Raw genomic sequence first — 20,289 nt, 5'->3', positions numbered from 1 at the left:
CCGATGGTACTGCGTAGAAGTGGGAGAGTAGGTCGCCGCCTTTTTTTAGAGAAACCTCTTATTCAGAAATGAGTAAGAGGTTTTTTGCGTTTAAAACTTACCTTTGCACACTAAACCATGCGATTACAATTATTCTTACTCCTGCTGATTGCTGTTCAATCGGCATCTGCACAGAAAAAAGAAACAATTAGCCTTGTTTTTATGGGTGATGTAATGGGACATGATTCTCAGATCAACAGTGCCCGAATTGGCAACACCGATACCTTTGATTATAACAGCTGTTTTAAGTTCTTGCGACACGATATAGAAAGTGCAGATGTGGCCATCGCCAATCTTGAAGTTACTTTGGCTGGTCCGCCGTATAAGGGCTATCCTGCATTTTCATCACCAGATACATTGGTTGACGCCTTAAAATATGCCGGCATAGATGCTGTAGTGATGGCTAATAACCATTGTGTAGACCGCAGAAAGGCTGGACTCGAACGGACCTGTGATATCCTCGATAAAAAAGGACTTCCCAGGACTGGGGTATTTAAAGATTCAATCGATCGGGTGAGGCATAATCCCATGATTATTGAAAAAAAGGGCTTTCGCCTGGCTTTCCTTAACTATACTTATGGAACAAATGGCATAAGGGTGCAGACACCCAACATTGTTAACTTAATTGATACATCAGTTATTGCCAGAGATATTGAGTCTGCCAAGCGTAAACGCGTAGATGAAATTATTGTTTGTATGCATTGGGGCTGGGAGTATCAAACTCAACCTAACCCTGAGCAAAAGCGGCTGGCAAAGTGGTTAGGCAGTAAAGGCGTTAAAATTATTATAGGCTCACATCCACATGTGCTACAACCTGTGAAATTGCAGTACGGACCTAATGGGAAGAGCCTCGTAGCCTACAGCCTAGGTAATTTCATATCTAACCAACGGCCTGCACCACGCGATGGGGCCGCATTACTGTTTATCGAACTGGAAAAAACGAATGGGCACGTTCAAGTGGCCAACGCCTGTTATCAGTTGACATGGGTTTATACGCCCATAAAAGCCAATAATAAGCTGTTTTTTGTTCTTCCGGCAGATAGGTTTAAAGCAGATGCTTGGGTGGAAGAATCGGCCCGAAAACGCTTGAATGAATACATTTCCGAAGCAAGAGCCATTATGAAGTATAATGTTGAAGTTCCTGAGAAAAATTTCAAGGAACCACTGAAGGCACTCAGTGGGCTCCAACTGAAGCATATCCATATCTCCCCTTTCGAGCAGATAAAGTTCACTGGTCTAAATTAAAGGTGATGATTAGCGCATATTTTCTAAATTTGCAGCCACATAAATACGTACCATGCAAAAAAAGAAGTCAATTATTGCCATAGATGGGCATTCGTCGTGTGGAAAGAGCACCGTTGCAAAGGATTTAGCTAAGGAACTTGGGTTTGTATATATTGATACGGGTGCCATGTATCGGGCTGTAACATTTTTTGCCATGGAAAATGGATTGATCAAAGAGGGGCGTATTGATGAAGCCGCGCTTGCTGAAAGACTGAATGAAATCAACATTTCATTTAAGTTCCAGCCTGAACAAAAGAAAAATGAAACCTTCTTAAACGGCAAGTCTGTTGAATCAGAAATCAGAGGCCTTGAAGTCAGCAGCCATGTGAGTGCGGTGAGCGCCATAGGTTTTGTGCGTAAAAAGCTGGTGGAGCTTCAGCAGAGCATGGGAAAAACCGGCGGCATTGTGATGGATGGACGCGATATTGGTACGGTGGTATTTCCGGAGGCTGATCTGAAACTGTTTATGACTGCTCAACCCGAAATACGTGCGCAACGCCGCTTCGATGAGTTGAGAGCCAAAGGCGAAGAAGTCAATTTCGAGGCAATTTTGCAAAATGTTAAACAGCGCGATCACCTCGACAGCACCCGGGCAGAAAGTCCTCTGGTGAAGGCCCAGGATGCATTGGTGTTGGATAATAGCTACCTTAATAAGGAGGAGCAACTGGAATGGATTATTAATGTCCTTAAGCAAAGGCATCTTCTTTAGGCCATGGTGACTGTAGCAATTGACAACAATTCTGGCTTTTGTTTTGGTGTGCAACGAGCCATTAATCAAGCATCTGCTTTGCTTGAGAAAGGCAGTGCTGTCTATTGTGTGGGCGATATTGTGCATAATGAGGCTGAATCGAAGCGATTAAACAATATGGGCATGCAAACCATCCGCCATGATGGCATAAATGTATTGAAAGGCAAAACAGGCACGGTTTTGTTCAGAGCCCACGGTGAGCCGCCGCAAAGCTATCAGCTAATCAAAGAAGCCGGGCTGCAGCTGCAGGATGCAACCTGTCCGGTAGTGCTTAAGTTGCAGCAGCGGATTAAAGACGCCTATCTTAAACAAAAAGCGAATAATGGGCAGATAGTGATTTATGGTCAGCGAGGTCATGCCGAAGTAGTCGGATTGCTTGGTCAAACCAATAATGAGGCGATTGTGATTGAAGAGGAAGCGGACATTGCCCGCATTGATTTTGAAAGGCCTGTAGAACTCTTTGCCCAAACAACCAAAAGTCCCGATATCCTCAAAAATATTGTTGACCTTTTAAAAAAACAATGCCGCGCCAACTTTAGCTGGCACAATACCACCTGTAAACAAGTAACCGGGCGCGTACCGAGAATTAAACAGTTTGCTGCCACATATGAGGTGGTTGTTTTTGTTGGTGGCCAGGAAAGCAGCAATGCAAAAATACTTTTTCAAGCCTGTCGCGAAGCTAACCCCCATAGTCATTTTGTATCCTCGCCAGAGGAAGTAAAATTGGAATGGTTTTCACAAGGGGTGAAGAAAGTGGGGGTGTGCGGAGCCACATCCACCCCGCAATGGCTAATGGAGCAGGTGGCTGAGCAAATAAAAAGCGGACTAAAGTAAGAATTTCTAAACAATCGATCGCTGCTACAACAAAGGCGATCACTAGTATTTATATCTAAGAATAAATTTATGAATTGGTTTATTGCTGCATTGAAAAAGTATGCTGACTTCTCTGGCAGAGCCAGAAGAAAAGAGTATTGGATGTTTGTTGTGTTTTACGCTCTTTTTTCCTTTGCTGCTGCTATTATTGACGGATTGTTAATTAGTATGGCTGGTATCTACTTTACACCTGTACTGACATTATTTGCGTTGAGTATGGTGATTCCTACACTGGCAGTAAGTGTTAGACGTATGCATGATATCGGAAAAAGTGGTGCCATGATTTTAGTTTCATTCATTCCAATAATTGGTGGCATTTGGTTCCTTATAATGGCAGCCACCGAGGGAACAGCTGGCGAGAATCAATACGGACAAGATCCGAAAGCAGGGGTGTTGTAATCGTAAAATATAGAACTCGTAAAGCTCGGATAGTTCAACTATCCGGGCTTTTTTTATTTATATAGTGCCGAAAATACATCTTTTGTAATATCATCTTGTAATTTGAACACTTTTATACCCTTGTGTTTAGAAACCTTGTATTACTTTTGTAAAAGTCAGGTAAAGTTGACCTATTAGGGAATTTTTCAATACTAAATCTTATGAATCTTACTACTTTTCAACCTTATGGTAGGGCCGCGCTTTTTATTTTTTTAGTCACATGTCTTACAGCTTGCCAAACAAAATCTGGAAATGGCACCTACGAAACGTATGTGGTCGACAAAGGAAACATCGAAACCTGGGAGTCGACAGCGGGCGTTGTTGAGCCAGCAAATGAAGTGCTTCTTTTAAGCCCGGCAACCAGCATTATTACCAGTATCCTCAAAGAACCTGGTCAGGAAGTGAAAGAAGGAGAGGTGATTTTGGTGCTGAATACCAAGGAAGTGGAGGATAAGATAGAGCAGCTGAATGACCAGCTTGCGGTTATGCAAAATAACCTTGAAAAAACCCGCCTGGAAGCCCGAAGCAACAAGGCAGATTTATCTCATAATATCGAAACAAAAAAACTTAAAATCTCTTCTATTAAATCGGTTATAGCCGACCAGGAGCAGCTATTGGAGGTGGGAGGAATCTCGCCGGCCAAGTTCGACGAAACGAAGCAGCAATTGGTGTTGGCTGAAAAGGAGCTGCAACTCGTGCAACAGAAAAGTGCGATTAAACTGCAGCAACTGGCTGCTGATGAAAAAGGCCTCTTGCTCCAGATCGAAATTAAACAGAAAGAAATTGAACAGCAAAAAGAACTGCTAACACAATTGCAGGTAAAAGCACCTTCTGATGGGATTATTTTAGCTATTCACGGCAAAAAAGGAGAGAAAATTAAGGGTGATGAATTATTGGTTAACCTGTCTGATTTAACCCGGTTTAAAATTAAGGCAACGTTGGATGCCAAACACAAAGACATGGTGTCGACCGGTAAACGCGCATATGTGCTAGTGGATAATACTCGGTTGGCCGGACGCATCGGAAGCATCATGCCAACTATTGAGGATGGTAATCTGCAGTTTTCGGTTCACCTGAGTAATAGCCAGCACCCGAAGCTCATTCCTAATCAGAAGGTTGATTTACAGATTGTTGAACGGGCCCGTTATGATGTTCTGCGTTTAAAGAAAGGCGCCATGATAACCAACAAAAAAGTACAGCATGTCTATGTTGTGAATGGAGATAGCGCTCATCAGCGCGAATTGACACTAGGCCTGGTAACAGATGAATACATTGAAGTGACAGGTGGTCTTGAGGAAGGCGACGAAGTGGTCATCTCAACTGTCTCTCCTGTTGGTAAAGCTAGTTCAGTAAATGTTGAAAAACTCAAAAAATAAAATGATGAGACACCTTGGAACCCTGGCACTGGCTGTCTTTATCGGTTTAAACACCCAAGCACAGTCGGTCCAATCTGGTACCTACCGCTTAACCTTACAAAATGTGGTTGATTTGGCCATTAATCGTTCATCGTCAGTAAAGTATGCGCAAAATCGCTATGAGAATTATTTCTGGCGCTGGAAAAATTTTAAGTCACAGTTTCGGCCTCAGCTGATTCTGGATGGCGATTTGCCCAATTATAACCAACGAACGCAAGGGGTGACGCAGCCCGATGGTAGTGTTGAGTTCCGGCACATATCGTCGTTGCAAGGAAATGCCCGGTTGTCGTTGAACCAGTCCATTCCGCAATCGGGAACCAGCATTTATGCCTCCAGTTCATTGTATCGTGTGCAGGATTTGATAAAGGATAATGTTAACTTTTCGGGCGACCCTTTTGTAATTGGGTTTACCCAGCCCATATTCGCCTACAACTGGATGAAATGGTCGCGAAAGACAGAACCATTGGTGTATGACGAGGCTCAAAAGGATTTTGTTGAATCGATTGAGGAAATATCGCGCACTGCAACAGCTCGTTTTTTCAGATATTTACGCGTGCAAACCAACTATAAGCTGGCCGAAAGTAACCTTTCCAACAGTCAGGATAATTTGCAGATTGCCGAAACGAAAAGACGTTTGGGCACCATCTCAGAAAACGACTACTCACGTATTAAGCTGTCGGTGTTAACTGCTAAAAAGTCGCTCACGCAAGCCAGTATGGATCTGAAAAATGCCGACTTTGAGCTTAAGTCATACATTGGTCTGGATCAAACAACCAATATCGAGCTGGAGATGCCACTGGATATGTTTTTATTTGAGGTGGATCCGGAGCTGGCTTTAAATGAGGCTCTCGAAAACCGAAAAGAGTCCACTCAATACGAAAGGCGATTAATTGAGGCGGATAGAGATCTAACCAAAGCTAAACGTGGCAATGGTCTGGTGGCAACTTTGCGAGGGAGCTACGGTTTGTCAAACAGCGCACCGAACATTCCCGGGGTGTACGAAGAACCCGAAAAACAGCAGATGCTTAAGCTATCTTTATCCATACCTATACTAGACTGGGGGAAATCGACATCGAATGTTAAACTGGCCGAAAGCAAGCGCGATCTGGTGGTGTTTGATGTGGAGCGCGATCGTGAAAACTTTGAGCGTACGGTCATCGTACAAGTCGAACAGTTTAGTTTGCTGGAAGCCCAGCTCGAAACAACAAAAGAAGCCGATAAGGTGGCGGGCAATGGCTACCAGATTGCCCTGAAAAAGTTTCAAAATGGTGAAATCAGTATTACCGATTTGAATATTTCACTGGCTGAACGCGAAGAGGCTAAACGCGACTATATTAAATCGCTGGAAACCTACTGGCTGGCCTACTACCGATTGAGGGAACTAACCCTTTATGATTTTGAAAAAGGGCAAAAAATAATGTATGATAATCCGCTTCTGGAAGGACTGATTAAGAAAAAGCCCAAGAACGAAGTATAATAGCATCAAAAATGGATAATAACTATCGCGATAATATTCGTCAGGGCGCCCAAGTGAGTATCGTTTTAAAACAACACCAACGCAGTGGCCAATTAACCGAGGGTGTCGTTAAGGACATCCTGACTAAAAGTAAGTTTCATCCACACGGAATAAAAGTGCGTCTGGAAGACGGACAGGTGGGGCGTGTTAAACGCCTCCACCAATAGTTGACCGGTCAACCTTGTGCTTTTGAAAAAATTCCTGCATCACATTAAAATCAGCCTCGGCCCAATTAAGTGACTTTAATTCTGTGGGCGTAAACCAGCATACCTTTTCATGATCCACTGCATTTACTTTCCCTTTTTCTATAGAGCATATAAAAGGGATGAGTTCAATTGATTTTTCTGGACAACAATGGATAATCGGCGTCAGTTTGCCGGTGATGCTAATGTGGATGTTGAGTTCTTCCTTAATTTCGCGCCTGATGCAGTCTTCGTGGCTTTCCCCTTCATCAATTTTGCCACCCGGAAACTCCCATTTCCAGTTTTGACTCATCTGTCGCTGTCTTAAAGCAGCCAGTATTTTTCCTTCATCAACAATAATTGCGCATGTAACTTGCGTTAGCTCTTTGGTAATAGAATTCATTTCAAATGGTTTGTTAGCTAACCCATTTAAAACAATGGTTTAGTGTGTGTTTTGGTTTAGATGGTCGTAAAATTAATAAAACTGCTCTAATTCGCAAGAAGAGAGCCGGTGAACTGATGGTGTGACCATAACCACCTGTTACTGTGGAAATATACTTCAATACCTGTCTGAAATGGGCGCCCCTGATGCAGTAAAATGAGATCGATGGGTGATGCAGGGTGGGAAATCCTAAAAAATAAGATAAATTTGGGGTGTTTCTCATTGCAAACTAAATAATACAATGCTATTACTTTTTGTCTATTTATTTCTGGCGCTGGTCGTTTCCTTCCTTTGTTCAATCATGGAAGCAGTCCTGCTTTCTACGCCACAATCGTTTTTAATGGTAAAGAGTGAGCAGGGTAAAACCTGGGCAGGCTATTTTGCCGCCCTAAAAACCAATATTGATAAGCCTTTATCCGCTATCTTATCTTTAAACACCGTTGCCCATACGGTGGGTGCTGCAGGTGTAGGCGCGCAAGCCATTAAGGTATTTGGGGAGTCTTCATTTGGCATCGTTTCAGCGGTGTTAACCATTCTTATTTTGGTTATCACCGAAATCATCCCTAAAACAATAGGTGCTAACTACTGGCGTAATCTGGCCAGATTTTCTACCATTGTTATGCGGGGGATGCTGATTATAACTTATCCGCTGGTGGTGGTGTCGGCCATGATAACGCGACTGTTGTCGGGCAATAAGGATGAAAAAACAACCAGCCGCGAGGAAATAGCCGCTTTGGCCAATATCGGAGCCGATGAAGGTATATTTCATGCCAAAGAGCATAAGATTATTCAAAACCTCCTACGCTTGAGAAATATCACCGTTAAAGGGATTATGACACCCAGAGTTGTGGTTGCCATGGCCGATGAGAACATGCTGCTGCAGGATTTTCTGAACAACAAGGATTACCTGAATTTTTCGCGTATTCCGGTTTACTCTGGGCACGATGAAAATATTACGGGTTACGTGTTTCGTCAAAAGGTGTTTGAGAAATTGGCCGAAGACCATCATGAACTGAGGCTCAAAGATATCAAGCGCGAAATTATGATTGTTCCTTTTTCCAGTGTGCTGTTCGAAATATGGGAGAAGCTGATGAAACAAAAAGAGCACATTGCTTTGGTGGTGGATGAGTATGGTGGAGTGGATGGGATTGTTACCATGGAAGATATCATTGAAACCCTTCTGGGACTTGAAATTGTTGATGAAAAAGATACAGTCACCGATATGCAGGAGTACGCACGTCAACGCTGGAAAGCGCGTATGTCTAAATATCAGCAAAATGGCAACCAGAGTAAGCCCAGTGAGCAGATATAGGCACTCATCTTTTGGGCCTTACACGAACTATTGGCAAGTCGATGTTCCAATAGCGGGTTGTTGATGCAGACCTGTGCATGAGCATGTGCTTTTGGCAAAACTCCCACAATTGCTTAAATTAAGTAGCACTAACTAATTGGCTTGGTACGATGAGTTTTGCTGACTTCATAATGCGCTTAATGATTGCTCTTGCAGCCGGGTTTTTAATTGGGTTCGAACGCAGCTGGCGACGAAAATCGGCTGGTTTAAGAACCATTACCCTGGTCACCATTGGATCTGCTCTTTATGTGATGTTATCGGTTAGTTTAACCCAGGAACAAGGTGACGTTACCCGAATAATTGCTCAGGTGGTTACCGGAATCGGTTTTCTTGGCGGAGGCATTATCTTTAAAGAAGGCGTGAATGTGCACGGCCTCACTACGGCTGCCACAGTGTGGTGCAGTTCGGCAATTGGCTGTTTAGCTGGTGCCGGGCATTATACAGAGGCCATTGCTGCAACCCTTATAATTCTGCTCATCAATTCCGGACTGCTTATGTTGGATAAATACCTGGAGAGCAAGCGCCCCGATGAAGAGGACGATGTTTGAGGCCGCTCAAAGTTACAGCAGTGGTATACTGTAACTTTGGCATCCTGTTTCAATTCTTTGTTATTTATAAAAATGATAGGTTTTAAGCACCAAATTGTCCATTAAGGTGTATATCTCCTGAATGTCTTTGCTTGCAGGAGATGATTTGTGCCACTTGCTAAGCATCTGTTCGGTTACTGAAAAAATGCTTGCTTCGGTGCCTTCGAGCTGTTGGATAATGCCATTTCCATCGCTGTTAATGAGTTCCGATACATTGAGGTATTTATAGCCCGATGAGCGTTCTATTGGGTAGCATCGTTTCTTGAGTTGGAGCGACAGGACGTTTAACTGGCAGTTTTCCGCACCATCGGCCACCAATGTAGAAGGCAGATTGTTTCCCCCTTTGAGCCAAACGGGTATCGACAGGCAGGTATTTGGGAAACCAACCATGCTCCAGATAGTCGATAAATCCGGACTTTCATCTTTGGTGACGCCTTCAATCAGGATGGCAGAGGAGGAGCCGTGGCGGGTGATTAAATCGCCAGAATTGATAAAATGCTGCCCTTTGGGAATGGTGCTGTATGTTTTTCGATAGTCGGTATCCAGTACAGAGTGTTTTAGGCAGCGCGAGAATTGTTGCAGGATGGTTTGGGCATTGAGTTGACCCATTGCTTCTGCCTGATAGAAGAGGTCTTGCGCTGTTTGGTAGCGAATAAATCCGTAGCCCACATCTTTTTTACCGGTAAACGAATAGTTGGTACGAATGAGGTAGCCATTGGGTGCCTGTGCCGGGTCGTTGGCATCAAACTTTGTGAAGCCATAATTATTAACTTCGTAGAAAGCGACTCCGCCTTGAGCATCCAATACGCCAAAATGAGCCGCCAAACCTTTAGGACTTGGTCGTTTCCGAATGAGTGTTTCAAAATCTTTTAAAGTGGCGCATTTTTGTAATGCTTCCTTCATAAAGTAGCCTTCCTGGTCTTTAAAAGAAGTTGTATCATCCAGGTTGACGTTGAAGGAGGCACTATTCATAATTGCAAATCCCGCCGCATTGGAGCCTCCCCATACTTGTTCCCCAATGGCATCGTTGGAGTTAATCAGGCCGATGTAATCGTATTTTCCATCGCTGAAGTAGCGTAGCTTGTTTTCAAAGGTTTCGGTGTCGCGTAGTTTCCAGATAATGGGGCGGCCATTGGCTGTGTATTTGCCCGAAACGATGGCTGTGGTGCAGGCTGTGCTTGCTGAATAGGCTATGAGCACCGCCATCAGAGTGGTGATTAGATGTTTCATAAGATTTTGATGGATTTAGAAAGGTAAGTAAGCTCTTTGCTGTTTTATAAACAAAGAGCTTTGTCAGTTAATAGCGATTTTAACCAATGATTGTGGACAAGGTATGCGAGTGGCCTGGCTGAACCACCACCGTGTCGTCGAGGCTGTTGGCCGCTTCCACACACAGCATATTTTTGTAGCTCTCCCCCAGGTCGCCCATTTGGGATGCCAGTGCTTCGCCCGGGTTCCATACCACGGTAATGCCGCTGCCTGATTTAGCTATGTTGATAGTGCGTTGGTGATCATGAATAATGGCACTACCTGTAGTACGGTAGCGGCGATCGATGCGTTGACCAAAACCCAGTAACTTTTCTGACTGCTGGCCATTGGCGTTCTTTACATCATCCAGGTAATTCACACCGGCCAAACCTTCGAGCTTGGCAGTGTTGATGTCGCAGATATGGAAGTAGCTATGCAGGGCAGCGCTTAGCTCAAACGGTTTTTCATCTGTGTTTTTTGTGTGAAGGGCAACGGATAGTTGCTTGCCCACTTTTATTTCCATGGTTGCTTCAAACAGATAGGGCCACAGCTGCAGGGTATCCGCATTGGCCGACAAGCCCAGTTTGATGCTTACGGCATCGTCACTGGCCGATGTGTTGATGACCTTCCAGTTGGAAACACGGGCAAAACCATGGGAGGGCAGTGTTGCATCTGTTGGATGTGCACCAAACCAGGGCCAGCAAACGGGAATTCCGCCACGGATGGCTTTCCCATTCTGAAAGATGGCGTTGGGGCTTACAAAAAGAAGGTCATCTTGCTGCTTTGGTATAAAGCTTAATACATGTGCGCCATACAGCGCTACTTTAGCAGTGGCATGCGGGCTTTGTATTTTGGCAATAATGGTATGCTCAAATGGCTCAAACGTAATTTGATTGGCAATGCCAAACTGTGTGTTTAATGCGTCTGTATTCATTACTTGTGTTTTGGTAAAGTCAAAAGTACCCAAACTGGGCAGATAATAAAAAGGGCCCACACAATAATTGTGCAGACCCCTGGCTGTATTTCAGTCGTTCAATAACTAATTGGCCGACAAAACACCTTTAATATTGTCCTCAAACGCTGACAAAGCGGCTTTGGAGCCTTCGCCCATGGCAATGACAATTTGCTTGTAAGGCACAATGGACACATCGCCGGCTGCATAAACCCCCGGGATATTGGTGCGACAATGGGCGTCAATTTCAATCTCGCCCATTCGGTTAGTCGGAACAATGTCGGAAAAAACTTTACTGTTGGCCTGCAGGCCAATCTGCACAAATACGCCATCGGTTGACAGCACTTCTTCTTGTTCGCTTGAGCGGTGTTTAAAGGTTAAGCCGTTCACCTTGCTGCCATCTCCATTTACGCTTAGTGTTTGCGCATTGGTGATAATTTTTACGTTGGAGAGTTGGGCCAGCTTGTCTTGCAACACCTGGTCACCTTTCAAACAGTCCATAAATTCTAAAACGGTTACTTCAGAGGCAATGGAAGCCAGATCAATGGCTGCCTCGAGTCCTGAGTTACCTCCGCCTACCACCACTACCTTCTTATCTTTGTAGAAGGGGCCATCGCAATGTGTGCAAAAGGCCACTCCATTACCAATGTAATCACTTTCGCCGGGCACGCCCAATTTCCGCCAGCTCGCTCCGGTTGCAATAATCAGTGCAGATGTTGTGAGTGTTTCGCCTAACGATGTGGTGAGTTGTTTTTTTCCATCAGCCAGTTCGGTTTTTTCCACCAGTCGATTTTCCAGGATATCAATGGGGTAGTCATTCAGGTGACTCATGAGGTTGGCCGACAGCTCGGCGCCGGTTGTTTGGGGGACCGATATCATGTTCTCTATCGAAACGGTTTCGGTAACCTGGCCACCTACTTTTTCTGCCACCAAGGCGACTGAAAAGCCTTTACGGGCCGAGTAAATGGCAGCTGAAACACCGGCTGGTCCGCCGCCCACAACCACCACATCGTAGTTTTTTGCTTCGGTAGATTCGGGCTGGTATTCTGTGCCTAGCTGCGTTTCCAGTTTAGCGAGCAGCTCACCTAAGGACGAGCGGCCAACGTGCAGTAGTTCGCCGTTGGCGTAAACACTGGGAACAGCTTGCACATTAAGTGCTTCAACTTCTTCTTTATTAATAGCGCCATCAATTATTTCGTGGGTGATATTCGGGTTTAGAAACGCCAGGATGTTGAGGGCTTGAACGACATCGGGGCAATTGGTGCAACTTAGCGAAATATAGCTTTTAAGGGCCACTTTTTGCCTGATGCTTTTAATGCGTTTCACCAGCATGTCATCGGGCAGGTTTTTACCAATGCCATCCAGATTAAGCACCGCCAATAGCAGGGTTGTAAACTCATGGCCGGTTGGCACCGCCCTGAAGGTGACGCCACTGGATTCACCATTTTTGAGTATGGTAAACGACAGGCTTTCAGAGTTTGTCAGTTCGGTTTCAATTTTATCGGAACAAGCTGCCACATCTTCAAGCAGGCCTGTTAATTCGTTTTTGTTGGGGTGGTTATCGGCTACAGCAACCTGAAAGGTGAATGAACTCTTCAGGTTGGCGAATACTTGGGTTACCTGGTCTTTTATAGCTTGTTCTAACATGTGTTCTGTTTTAAGTTCGGAATGCTGGGATTTTTATTGGGAGAAAAATGGCGGATGTCTTCATGGGAAACATCCGCCAGCCTAGTATTAGATTTTGCCTACTAAGTCAATATTGGGCTTAAGGGTTTCGTTCCCCTCTTTCCATTTAGCCGGACAAACTTCTGAAGGATGCTTTTCAACAAACTGAAGCGCTTTTAACTTGCGTAGCAATTCATCAGCATTTCGACCTACATTACCGGCAATTACTTCGTACGATACAATTTCACCTTCGGGGTTAACAATGAATGTTCCGCGTTCGGCCAAACCAACTTCTTCAATCATCACATCGAAGCCGCGTGATAATACACCGGTTGGATCGGCTAACATTGGGTACTTAATTTTTTTAATGGTATCGGATGTATCGTGCCATGCCTTATGAACAAAATGTGTGTCGGTTGATACAGAATAGATTTCAGCACCGGTTGCTTTGAACTCCTCGTATGAGTTTGCTAAATCTTCCAACTCGGTTGGGCATACAAAAGTAAAGTCGGCCGGGTAGAAGAAGAAGATAGACCATTTACCTAAAACATCTTCTTTTTTTACGGTTTTGAATTCTTCGTTTACGTATGCTTGTACTTCAAAATCTACAATCTGTTTTCCAATTTGTGACATAGTTATAATGTTTAAATGTTAATACTTTTTGTTGTTTGATTTTTACAGAAGCGAAACTACAGATCATTCCATCATCAACCAAATAGATAGTAACTATAACATGAATAGACCAGATTTATAACGTCAGATAATGAGGTAGGTAAGTGGTGGGTTTTAGAATTTGTAAAATGAGTTTTTTTCAGAACTGTTTTCCGTGGGATGCCTTGTCTGCTTTACAGAACAATTTCCTTTGAAATAGAGTAACAGAATAGCTATCACTTCTCTCAGACACAAACCATTTTTAATTATCTTTAGTCCCTGTTGGTTGATTCCTGTCTTTGTTAGCGGGATGCCACAAAGTTGAATAGAGTTAAATTACAGCAAACCGAAAAACACTATATGCCCATACTAAGTTCAATTGTATCATTGGTCAATACGCGAAGGCTGTCGCAGATCGAGCATTTTAAGAAGAATCCGGAGGAGGTGCAAAAGGGAGAGCTTTTGCGACTTATTGAGACGGCAAAGAACACCACTTTTGGTAAGGAGTTGGATTTTAGGAGTATCACAAGCTACAGAGCGTTTGCTGAGCGGGTACCCGTTCAGGATTACGAAGGCCTTCGACCCTTTGTAGAACGGCTCAGACAGGGTGAAAACAATTTACTTTGGCCCGGCGACATTAAGTGGTTTGCAAAAAGTTCTGGTACCACTTCTACCAAGAGTAAGTTTATCCCGGTAACCAAAGAAACTTTGGAGAACTGTCATTTTAGAGGCGGTAAAGATGTTGTGGCCTTGTACCTGCAGAATAATCCCGATTCGGATATGTTTAGTGGCAAATGCCTCACGCTGGGAGGGAGTCATCAGATAAATAACTTCAGCAATGAAAGTTACTATGGCGACTTGTCGGCCATTTTGATAGAGAATTTGCCTTTCTGGACACATTTCGCCCGCACGCCCGAACAATCCATCGCTTTAATGGATGAATGGGAAGCTAAACTGGATAAAATTACCGAAACGACTATTAAAGATAATGTTACTTCATTGGCAGGTGTACCCAGCTGGTTTCTGGTTTTGATTAAACACCTCTTAAAACAAACCGGCAAGTCGAACCTGTTGGAAATATGGCCCAATCTGGAGTTGTTCATGCACGGAGGCATTAACTTTACACCTTACCGAAAGCAGTATAAAGAACTGATTCCAACGGATAAGATGAATTACATGGAAACCTATAATGCCTCAGAAGGCTTTTTTGGTATCCAGGATGATTTGACCGATCCGGGGATGTTGCTAATGCTCGACTATGGAGTGTTTTATGAGTTTGTACCACTGAATCAGATTACCCATCCACATCCCGATGCCAAACGAATAGACGATGTGGAGCTGGGAGTTGATTATGCCATGCTGATAACCACCAATAGTGGTTTGTGGCGTTACATGATTGGCGACACAGTGCGCTTTACCTCCTTGCACCCGCATAAAATTGTGATTACCGGACGTACCAAGCATTATATCAATGCGTTTGGCGAAGAGCTGATGATTGAAAATGCGGAGCGTGCTTTAGAAAAAGCCTGCACGGTAACCAATGCGGTTATTAAAGAATACACTGCGGCACCGGTATTTATGGATGAAGAAACGAAAGGAGCGCATGAGTGGTTGATAGAGTTTGATGTGATGCCTGCTTCACTCGAGAACTTTACTGAATTGCTGGATAAAACCTTGCAGGATTTAAATAGTGATTATGAGGCGAAACGCTACAAAAACATTACCCTCGACGGCCCACAAGTTACCGTAGCCCGTCCGAATTTATTTATGGACTGGCTGAAAAGTAAAAACAAGCTGGGCGGACAGAATAAGGTGCCACGACTGGCCAACAACCGGGAGTATATTGATGAGTTATTAAAGTTAAATCTTTAGATACATAACATATGCATATTGCTGTTGCAGGAAATATAGGGTCGGGTAAAACCTCCTTAACCGAGTTGCTGGCTCACCATTTCGGGTGGGATGCTCATTTTGAAGACGTTGATGAAAACCCTTATCTGCCTGATTTTTATGAGGACATGACCCGGTGGTCGTTCAACCTTCAGATTTATTTTTTAAAGAGTCGGTTTTCTTCTGTGCAAGAAATACGCAATGTCGGAAAAACGGTTATTCAGGACCGAACCATTTACGAAGATGCCTATATTTTCGCCCCTAATCTTTTCGATATGGGGCTGATGAGCCGACGCGATTTTGAAAATTATGAATCGCTGTTTGAGCTAATGAGCAGCTTTGTGCAGCCACCCGATTTGCTTATTTACCTGCGGGCATCCATTCCAACACTTGTGGAGCAAATACAAATGCGGGGGCGTAACTATGAAAATAATATTCGACTCGACTACCTGAAGCGGCTGAACGAGCGTTACGAGGCCTGGATTGAAAAATATACCAAGGGAAAGTTGCTTATTATTAACGCCAACGAAATCGATTTTATAAAGAATAAGACCGACCTGAGTATGATCATCGATAAGGTGAATGCTGAGTTACATGGCTTGTTTTAAAGCCCAAACAGAAGGCCAATGTTGAGGCTTATCTGATTCTGTTTTTCATGCGGGTTTTCTGTATAATCTGGTATTGCATCAGGATGATAGATGGCTTCCATTTGAGCGATAATGTCCATTTGTACATGGATGTCCAGTAGCGTTTTTCGCGATAAATCAATCAAAATGCCAAGTTGCGGGGCAACACCTGGTTTCCAGTGTTTGGCTGTATAGGCAACCGATTCGTTATTGATACTGTTGGCCTTAAAGTTTAGGGTGTTAATCAGGTAGTAGGCCCCAAAGGATACACCGAGATAGGGGCGGGCATCACTTTGGTTAAAATAATAGGTGCCGTTGAGTAAAAGGCGTATGGTCTGATAGGTGGCATCTACTTCGCCCCGGTTATTTACGTTCCATATATCTCCCTTGCCCTGATATTGGTACCCCAAATCACCACCCAGCGACAAGCTTTCGTTATAAAACCACTTGCCTGTTAAGGCCAGTTGCCAGCCATTAGCCGCATAATGGGCAAACCCATTTTCTTTATCTGAATTTCCAATGTTGGTGGGGAACGAATAGCCTATTTTACCACCTAAATAATAGTCCTGCGCCTGCAAATGGCCAAGTAGGGTAACGAACAGGAGGCTGAAGATAATTCGCATATTCAATGTTTTGTATTTAATGGCTTAAAATAGAAAATGTTTATTAGTTTTGATGTCATTGTTAACGATTAATCAGTAACCAATGCGGGTTTTGAACATCAAAATCCAGTCCTAATTCATACACTATGTCAATTCTTGGGAATATAATCTGGCTGCTCTTCGGTGGGCTTATTACGGCAATCGAATATTTTATTTCCAGCTTATTGCTGATGCTAACTATCGTTGGTATTCCATTCGGACTACAAACCATGAAGTTGGGTATGCTGGCTCTTTGGCCTTTTGGCAGTCAGGTGGTTGAGCGCCCACAGGCCTCGGGATGCCTGAGCACCCTGATGAATGTGATATGGATTTTTATTGGAGGTATCTGGATCTCCCTTTCTCACTTGCTGTTTGGCATTGTGCTGGCCATTACCATCATAGGTATTCCATTTGCGCGTCAGCATTTCAAATTAGCACACATTGCTTTGGTACCCTTTGGTAAGGAAATACGATAGACCGGGCATTTAGCCATTATAAATTTCAGAGTTTTAGTTGGTGACTCATAAAATTGAGTTTGCTACTGGTATGGTTGTGTTTTAGCGCAACCACTCTTTATTCAAAATGATGATACGAATTACAAAATACTATTGTTTAATCAGTGGACTGCTCTTACTGTCGGGTGGCTGTAAAATATTGAAAACAAAGCCTGAATCGGCGGTTGTTGCCTGGTTCGATCAACAAGGGCAAAAACAACCCTTATCACCTGGGCAGGTTACGATTGAAGTGGAGGCAGACGCCTTTGCCTTACAATTCAACATGCAGAGGTATAATCCTGATAATAAGCAGTTCCATGCGATGCGGATCGCTGCTTTTTATAGTGCCAGTCAGGTGCCTACCATTCAGGCGGGTATGCCGGCAGATGAAGTCCCGTGCTTTAGCTTGGGCACCGGAATGGCACCCGCCCGAAGTGGCCGCTACGAGGCACTTGTTTTTAACCCCAATGCCCATCATTACCTGTTTTATGATGATGAAGATAGTAAGCGGGTGAAGTGCCTTTCGGAGCAAGGTAACCAGCTGACGGTGGCGTTTAAAGTGGACTCATTACGCTTAGGCTCGTATACTGAAGCTGTTAAAGATTTTACACAGGGAGAAATCTATTTATTACTGTTTAATGATGCGAACCTTAACAGGCAGGTTGATGAGGGCGAATGGACCCGCTTAACCCTTCGTTTGAAAGGAAAATATCGGGGCTGGACAGAGTGCTACTGGAATCAGCAGGATAGTGTGGGGCAAACGCCTCTGCATCGTCTTTTTTTACTCAAACAGTGGGCAAATTATAACGACAGGCAGCGGCTGTCATTGCTGAAGGAAGCCCTTAAGCTGCCAAATATTGACCTTAACCGGCAGGATGCCTTGGGGAATACCGCATTGCATTATGCTATGTCGCCATACTACATAAAAAGTGAGACAACAGGGAGATGGGCATCTCAGTGGCACGATGTTCAGCTGATTAACGCCCTGCTCGAGCAGGATGATTGTGCAATTAACCGGGCTAATTTTTACTATGGGAATACCGCCTTGCAAGACTACCTGATGCGCTATGAGCCTGGTGTTAATCGCATCAGTCAACGGGGACTTGAGCTCATCAGGCTGTTTTTAAAACGACCGGATCTTCAGCTCAGTCACCAGAATAATGTGCTCTACACGGCCTATGATTATGCAGCGCGTAAGAACTGGCTGGATGACGATAATGACGAACTTGTAGAGCAGTTAATGCCGCAGCCCGGATTTAATGGAGGAGCCACCCATGAGCTATGGAAAATGATTAATCAGGTTGACTTTAATGTATCGAGGCTTGATAGTGCGTTTTTTGTTGAGAATATTCAATTGTGCATCGACCATGAGGCGAATTTGAATGGACGACAAGAGCACTTATTGCCCATAACGGCGCTGTGTGATACGCGTCACCGGCCATACGGGTACGCGCAATCAGAAATTGCTTCCAATGCGCAATTGCGTGCCATTTTATTGAAGCAATTGATCAGTGTAAGCAGGTGTAACCCCAATGCCCGGGATGGGGAAGGATTGAGCGCTTTGCATCACGCCGCAAGAAATAATCATCCGGTACTGCTTGAGGTATTGGTCGATCATCCGGATACCGATGTGAATATTCAGGATGCCGCAGGCAATAGCCCTTTGATGGATGTGCTGCTGAATTTACAGATTCGATCGGGTAACGATGAGCTGACAAAATCTTGCCTGGGATTATTGACAAAGGATTGGGAGCGACTGAATACACGATTAGTCAATTACCAGGGACAAACGCTGCAGGATATAATTGATGATCGTTTGCATCATGATGAGCACTATAAATTATATGCCTCCCGTTACCCGGAAACTTATAAGCTTCTGGAGGAATTGAATGGTCAGCTTAAAAAGCGTATCGCCGCAGATTTATGACAAAACGAATAAGGGCCACCCGTTTGGGTGACCCTTGCTTTATTGTATTGGTTGAGCTGTTGTTATTGACTACTCAATCACCTTCAATTCCTTACCAATCTTAACGAAAGCAGCAATGGCTTTATCCAAGTGGTGCTGTTCATGTGCAGCCGATATCTGAATGCGGATACGAGCCTGGCCTTTTGGTACTACCGGGTAGTAGAAACCGATAACGTAAATGCCTTCATCTAATAAGCGGGCTGCAAACTCCTGAGATAGTTTTGCATCGTATAGCATTAATGCCACAATAGCCGATTCCGTTGGCTTGATATCAAACCCGGCCTCCACAATTTTAGCCTTGAAGTACTCAGCGTTTGAAATCACTTTGTCGCGTAAATCAGTTGACTCCGTCAACATGTCGAAAATCTCCAATGCAGCACCAATAATCGAAGGCGCCAGCGAGTTAGAGAATAAATACGGACGTGAGCGCTGACGCAGCATGTCGATGATTTCTTTTTTACCGGTTGTGTAGCCACCTAATGCACCACCAAGGGCTTTACCTAAAGTTCCGGTAATGATATCCACACGATCCATGCAGTTGTGGTACTCATGTGTACCGCGACCTGTTTGACCGATGAAACCTGATGAGTGACTATCGTCCACCATCACCAGTGCATCGTATTTTTCAGCTAAATCACAAATCTGATCCAGTTTGGCAATGTCACCGTCCATGGAGAAGACGCCGTCGGTAACAATGATGCGGAAACGTTGTGCTTGTGCGGCTTTCAACTGCGCTTCCAAATCAGCCATGTCGGCATGCTTGTAGCGGTAGCGGGCGGCTTTACACAAGCGCACTCCGTCGATGATTGAAGCGTGGTTCAGCTCGTCGGAAATAATGGCATCTTCGGCCGAAAAAAGAGGTTCAAATACCCCGCCATTGGCATCAAAACAAGCAGCATACAAAATGGTATCTTCCATGCCAAAGAAATCCGCAATTTTTGCTTCTAATTGCTTATGGATATCCTGGGTACCACAAATAAAACGCACCGACGACATGCCATATCCATGGGTGTCTAACGCTTTTTGAGCCGCCTTTACAACCCGCGGATGAGATGACAGTCCCAGGTAGTTATTGGCACAAAAGTTAAGCACCGGTTCTCCCCCCTGAACATTAATTTCTGCTCCTTGTGGCGTGGTGATGATGCGCTCCTGCTTATATAAACCAGATTCTTTAATGGCTTCAATTTCTTCGGTCAGAAAATCCTGAAATTTACCGTACATGACTATCTATTTTACAGTGTGATTAATCGATTATAGTTGTCAAAAATAAGGGCCTTTGAA

The 20,289-nt window shown here is 44.2% G+C and carries 20 protein-coding genes; 13 read left to right on the top strand and 7 right to left on the bottom strand.

The window, feature by feature from the left end; all coding sequences use genetic code 11:
- The first annotated feature begins 117 nt into the window (after positions 1 to 117).
- The 7 genes from ACSX1H_RS07350 to ACSX1H_RS07320 all read left to right on the top strand — a co-directional run bounded on the left by ACSX1H_RS07350 (position 118) and on the right by ACSX1H_RS07320 (position 6,480).
- Positions 118 to 1,284, top strand: coding sequence for a CapA family protein (locus tag ACSX1H_RS07350; RefSeq protein WP_439183194.1), 1,167 nt, complete (start codon positions 118 to 120; stop codon positions 1,282 to 1,284).
- 52 nt (positions 1,285 to 1,336) lie between these two features.
- Positions 1,337 to 2,032 carry a (d)CMP kinase gene (cmk, locus tag ACSX1H_RS07345; RefSeq protein ID WP_439183193.1) on the top strand — a complete coding sequence of 232 codons (696 nt, stop codon included), beginning with the start codon at positions 1,337 to 1,339 and terminating at the stop codon, positions 2,030 to 2,032.
- 3 nt (positions 2,033 to 2,035) lie between these two features.
- On the top strand, positions 2,036 to 2,905 hold the full coding sequence (locus tag ACSX1H_RS07340) for a 4-hydroxy-3-methylbut-2-enyl diphosphate reductase (RefSeq protein ID WP_439183192.1): 870 nt from the start codon (positions 2,036 to 2,038) through the stop codon (positions 2,903 to 2,905).
- A gap of 69 nt (positions 2,906 to 2,974) precedes the next feature.
- The gene (locus ACSX1H_RS07335; RefSeq protein ID WP_439183191.1) at positions 2,975 to 3,343 is read left to right on the top strand and encodes a DUF805 domain-containing protein; all 369 of its coding nucleotides are present in this window, start codon (positions 2,975 to 2,977) and stop codon (positions 3,341 to 3,343) included.
- 200 nt (positions 3,344 to 3,543) lie between these two features.
- A complete protein-coding gene (locus tag ACSX1H_RS07330) occupies positions 3,544 to 4,758 on the top strand; it encodes an efflux RND transporter periplasmic adaptor subunit (RefSeq protein ID WP_439183190.1) in 1,215 nt (404 codons plus the stop codon).
- A 1-nt stretch (position 4,759) separates the two neighbouring features.
- On the top strand, positions 4,760 to 6,274 hold the full coding sequence (locus ACSX1H_RS07325) for a TolC family protein (protein ID WP_439183189.1): 1,515 nt from the start codon (positions 4,760 to 4,762) through the stop codon (positions 6,272 to 6,274).
- An 11-nt stretch (positions 6,275 to 6,285) separates the two neighbouring features.
- Positions 6,286 to 6,480, top strand: coding sequence for a YwbE family protein (locus ACSX1H_RS07320; RefSeq protein ID WP_439183188.1), 195 nt, complete (start codon positions 6,286 to 6,288; stop codon positions 6,478 to 6,480).
- Here ACSX1H_RS07320 and ACSX1H_RS07315 read toward each other — a convergent pair.
- The gene (locus ACSX1H_RS07315) at positions 6,461 to 6,898 is read right to left on the bottom strand and encodes a (deoxy)nucleoside triphosphate pyrophosphohydrolase (protein WP_439183187.1); all 438 of its coding nucleotides are present in this window, start codon (positions 6,896 to 6,898) and stop codon (positions 6,461 to 6,463) included. The two genes, ACSX1H_RS07320 and ACSX1H_RS07315, sit on opposite strands and share 20 nt — an antisense overlap.
- Positions 6,899 to 7,178: 280 nt before the next feature.
- Between ACSX1H_RS07315 and ACSX1H_RS07310 the strand changes: the two genes are divergently transcribed.
- Positions 7,179 to 8,249 (top strand): CNNM domain-containing protein, encoded by a 1,071-nt coding sequence (locus tag ACSX1H_RS07310; RefSeq protein WP_439183186.1) that lies wholly within the window; start codon positions 7,179 to 7,181, stop codon positions 8,247 to 8,249.
- Positions 8,250 to 8,398: 149 nt separating this feature from the next.
- A complete protein-coding gene (locus ACSX1H_RS07305) occupies positions 8,399 to 8,836 on the top strand; it encodes an MgtC/SapB family protein (protein WP_439183185.1) in 438 nt (145 codons plus the stop codon).
- Positions 8,837 to 8,896: 60 nt separating this feature from the next.
- Here ACSX1H_RS07305 and ACSX1H_RS07300 read toward each other — a convergent pair whose 3' ends face one another.
- The 4 genes from ACSX1H_RS07300 to ahpC all read right to left on the bottom strand — a co-directional run bounded on the left by ACSX1H_RS07300 (position 8,897) and on the right by ahpC (position 13,373).
- Positions 8,897 to 10,105, bottom strand: coding sequence for a C45 family peptidase (locus tag ACSX1H_RS07300; protein ID WP_439183184.1), 1,209 nt, complete (start codon positions 10,103 to 10,105; stop codon positions 8,897 to 8,899).
- Positions 10,106 to 10,184: 79 nt separating this feature from the next.
- Positions 10,185 to 11,057 (bottom strand): D-hexose-6-phosphate mutarotase, encoded by an 873-nt coding sequence (locus tag ACSX1H_RS07295; protein ID WP_439183183.1) that lies wholly within the window; start codon positions 11,055 to 11,057, stop codon positions 10,185 to 10,187.
- Positions 11,058 to 11,162: 105 nt separating this feature from the next.
- Positions 11,163 to 12,722: an alkyl hydroperoxide reductase subunit F gene (gene ahpF / locus ACSX1H_RS07290; RefSeq protein WP_439183182.1), complete on the bottom strand. Its 1,560-nt coding sequence runs from the start codon at positions 12,720 to 12,722 to the stop codon at positions 11,163 to 11,165.
- Positions 12,723 to 12,809: 87 nt separating this feature from the next.
- The gene (ahpC, locus tag ACSX1H_RS07285) at positions 12,810 to 13,373 is read right to left on the bottom strand and encodes an alkyl hydroperoxide reductase subunit C (RefSeq protein ID WP_439183181.1); all 564 of its coding nucleotides are present in this window, start codon (positions 13,371 to 13,373) and stop codon (positions 12,810 to 12,812) included.
- A gap of 378 nt (positions 13,374 to 13,751) precedes the next feature.
- Here ahpC and ACSX1H_RS07280 point away from each other — a divergent pair, with 378 nt between their 5' ends.
- Positions 13,752 to 15,263 (top strand): GH3 auxin-responsive promoter family protein, encoded by a 1,512-nt coding sequence (locus tag ACSX1H_RS07280; protein ID WP_439183180.1) that lies wholly within the window; start codon positions 13,752 to 13,754, stop codon positions 15,261 to 15,263.
- Positions 15,264 to 15,274: 11 nt separating this feature from the next.
- Positions 15,275 to 15,889, top strand: a complete 615-nt coding sequence (locus ACSX1H_RS07275) for a deoxynucleoside kinase (RefSeq protein ID WP_439183179.1) — start codon at positions 15,275 to 15,277, stop codon at positions 15,887 to 15,889.
- Here ACSX1H_RS07275 and ACSX1H_RS07270 read toward each other — a convergent pair.
- Positions 15,886 to 16,530, bottom strand: a complete 645-nt coding sequence (locus ACSX1H_RS07270; protein ID WP_439183178.1) for a hypothetical protein — start codon at positions 16,528 to 16,530, stop codon at positions 15,886 to 15,888. The two genes, ACSX1H_RS07275 and ACSX1H_RS07270, sit on opposite strands and share 4 nt — an antisense overlap.
- Before the next feature lie 125 nt (positions 16,531 to 16,655).
- On the opposite strand from ACSX1H_RS07270, the gene ACSX1H_RS07265 reads away from it, so the two are divergent.
- The gene (locus ACSX1H_RS07265) at positions 16,656 to 17,024 is read left to right on the top strand and encodes a YccF domain-containing protein (protein WP_439183177.1); all 369 of its coding nucleotides are present in this window, start codon (positions 16,656 to 16,658) and stop codon (positions 17,022 to 17,024) included.
- A gap of 106 nt (positions 17,025 to 17,130) precedes the next feature.
- Positions 17,131 to 18,969, top strand: a complete 1,839-nt coding sequence (locus tag ACSX1H_RS07260; protein WP_439183176.1) for an ankyrin repeat domain-containing protein — start codon at positions 17,131 to 17,133, stop codon at positions 18,967 to 18,969.
- 69 nt (positions 18,970 to 19,038) lie between these two features.
- Here ACSX1H_RS07260 and kbl read toward each other — a convergent pair whose 3' ends face one another.
- On the bottom strand, positions 19,039 to 20,229 hold the full coding sequence (gene kbl / locus ACSX1H_RS07255) for a glycine C-acetyltransferase (protein WP_439183175.1): 1,191 nt from the start codon (positions 20,227 to 20,229) through the stop codon (positions 19,039 to 19,041).
- Positions 20,230 to 20,289: the final 60 nt, after the last annotated feature.

It is taken from the genome of Carboxylicivirga taeanensis, assembly GCF_051851475.1.
GTDB lineage: Bacteria > Bacteroidota > Bacteroidia > Bacteroidales > Marinilabiliaceae > Carboxylicivirga > Carboxylicivirga taeanensis.
This window is presented reverse-complemented; position numbering and strand designations above follow the sequence as displayed.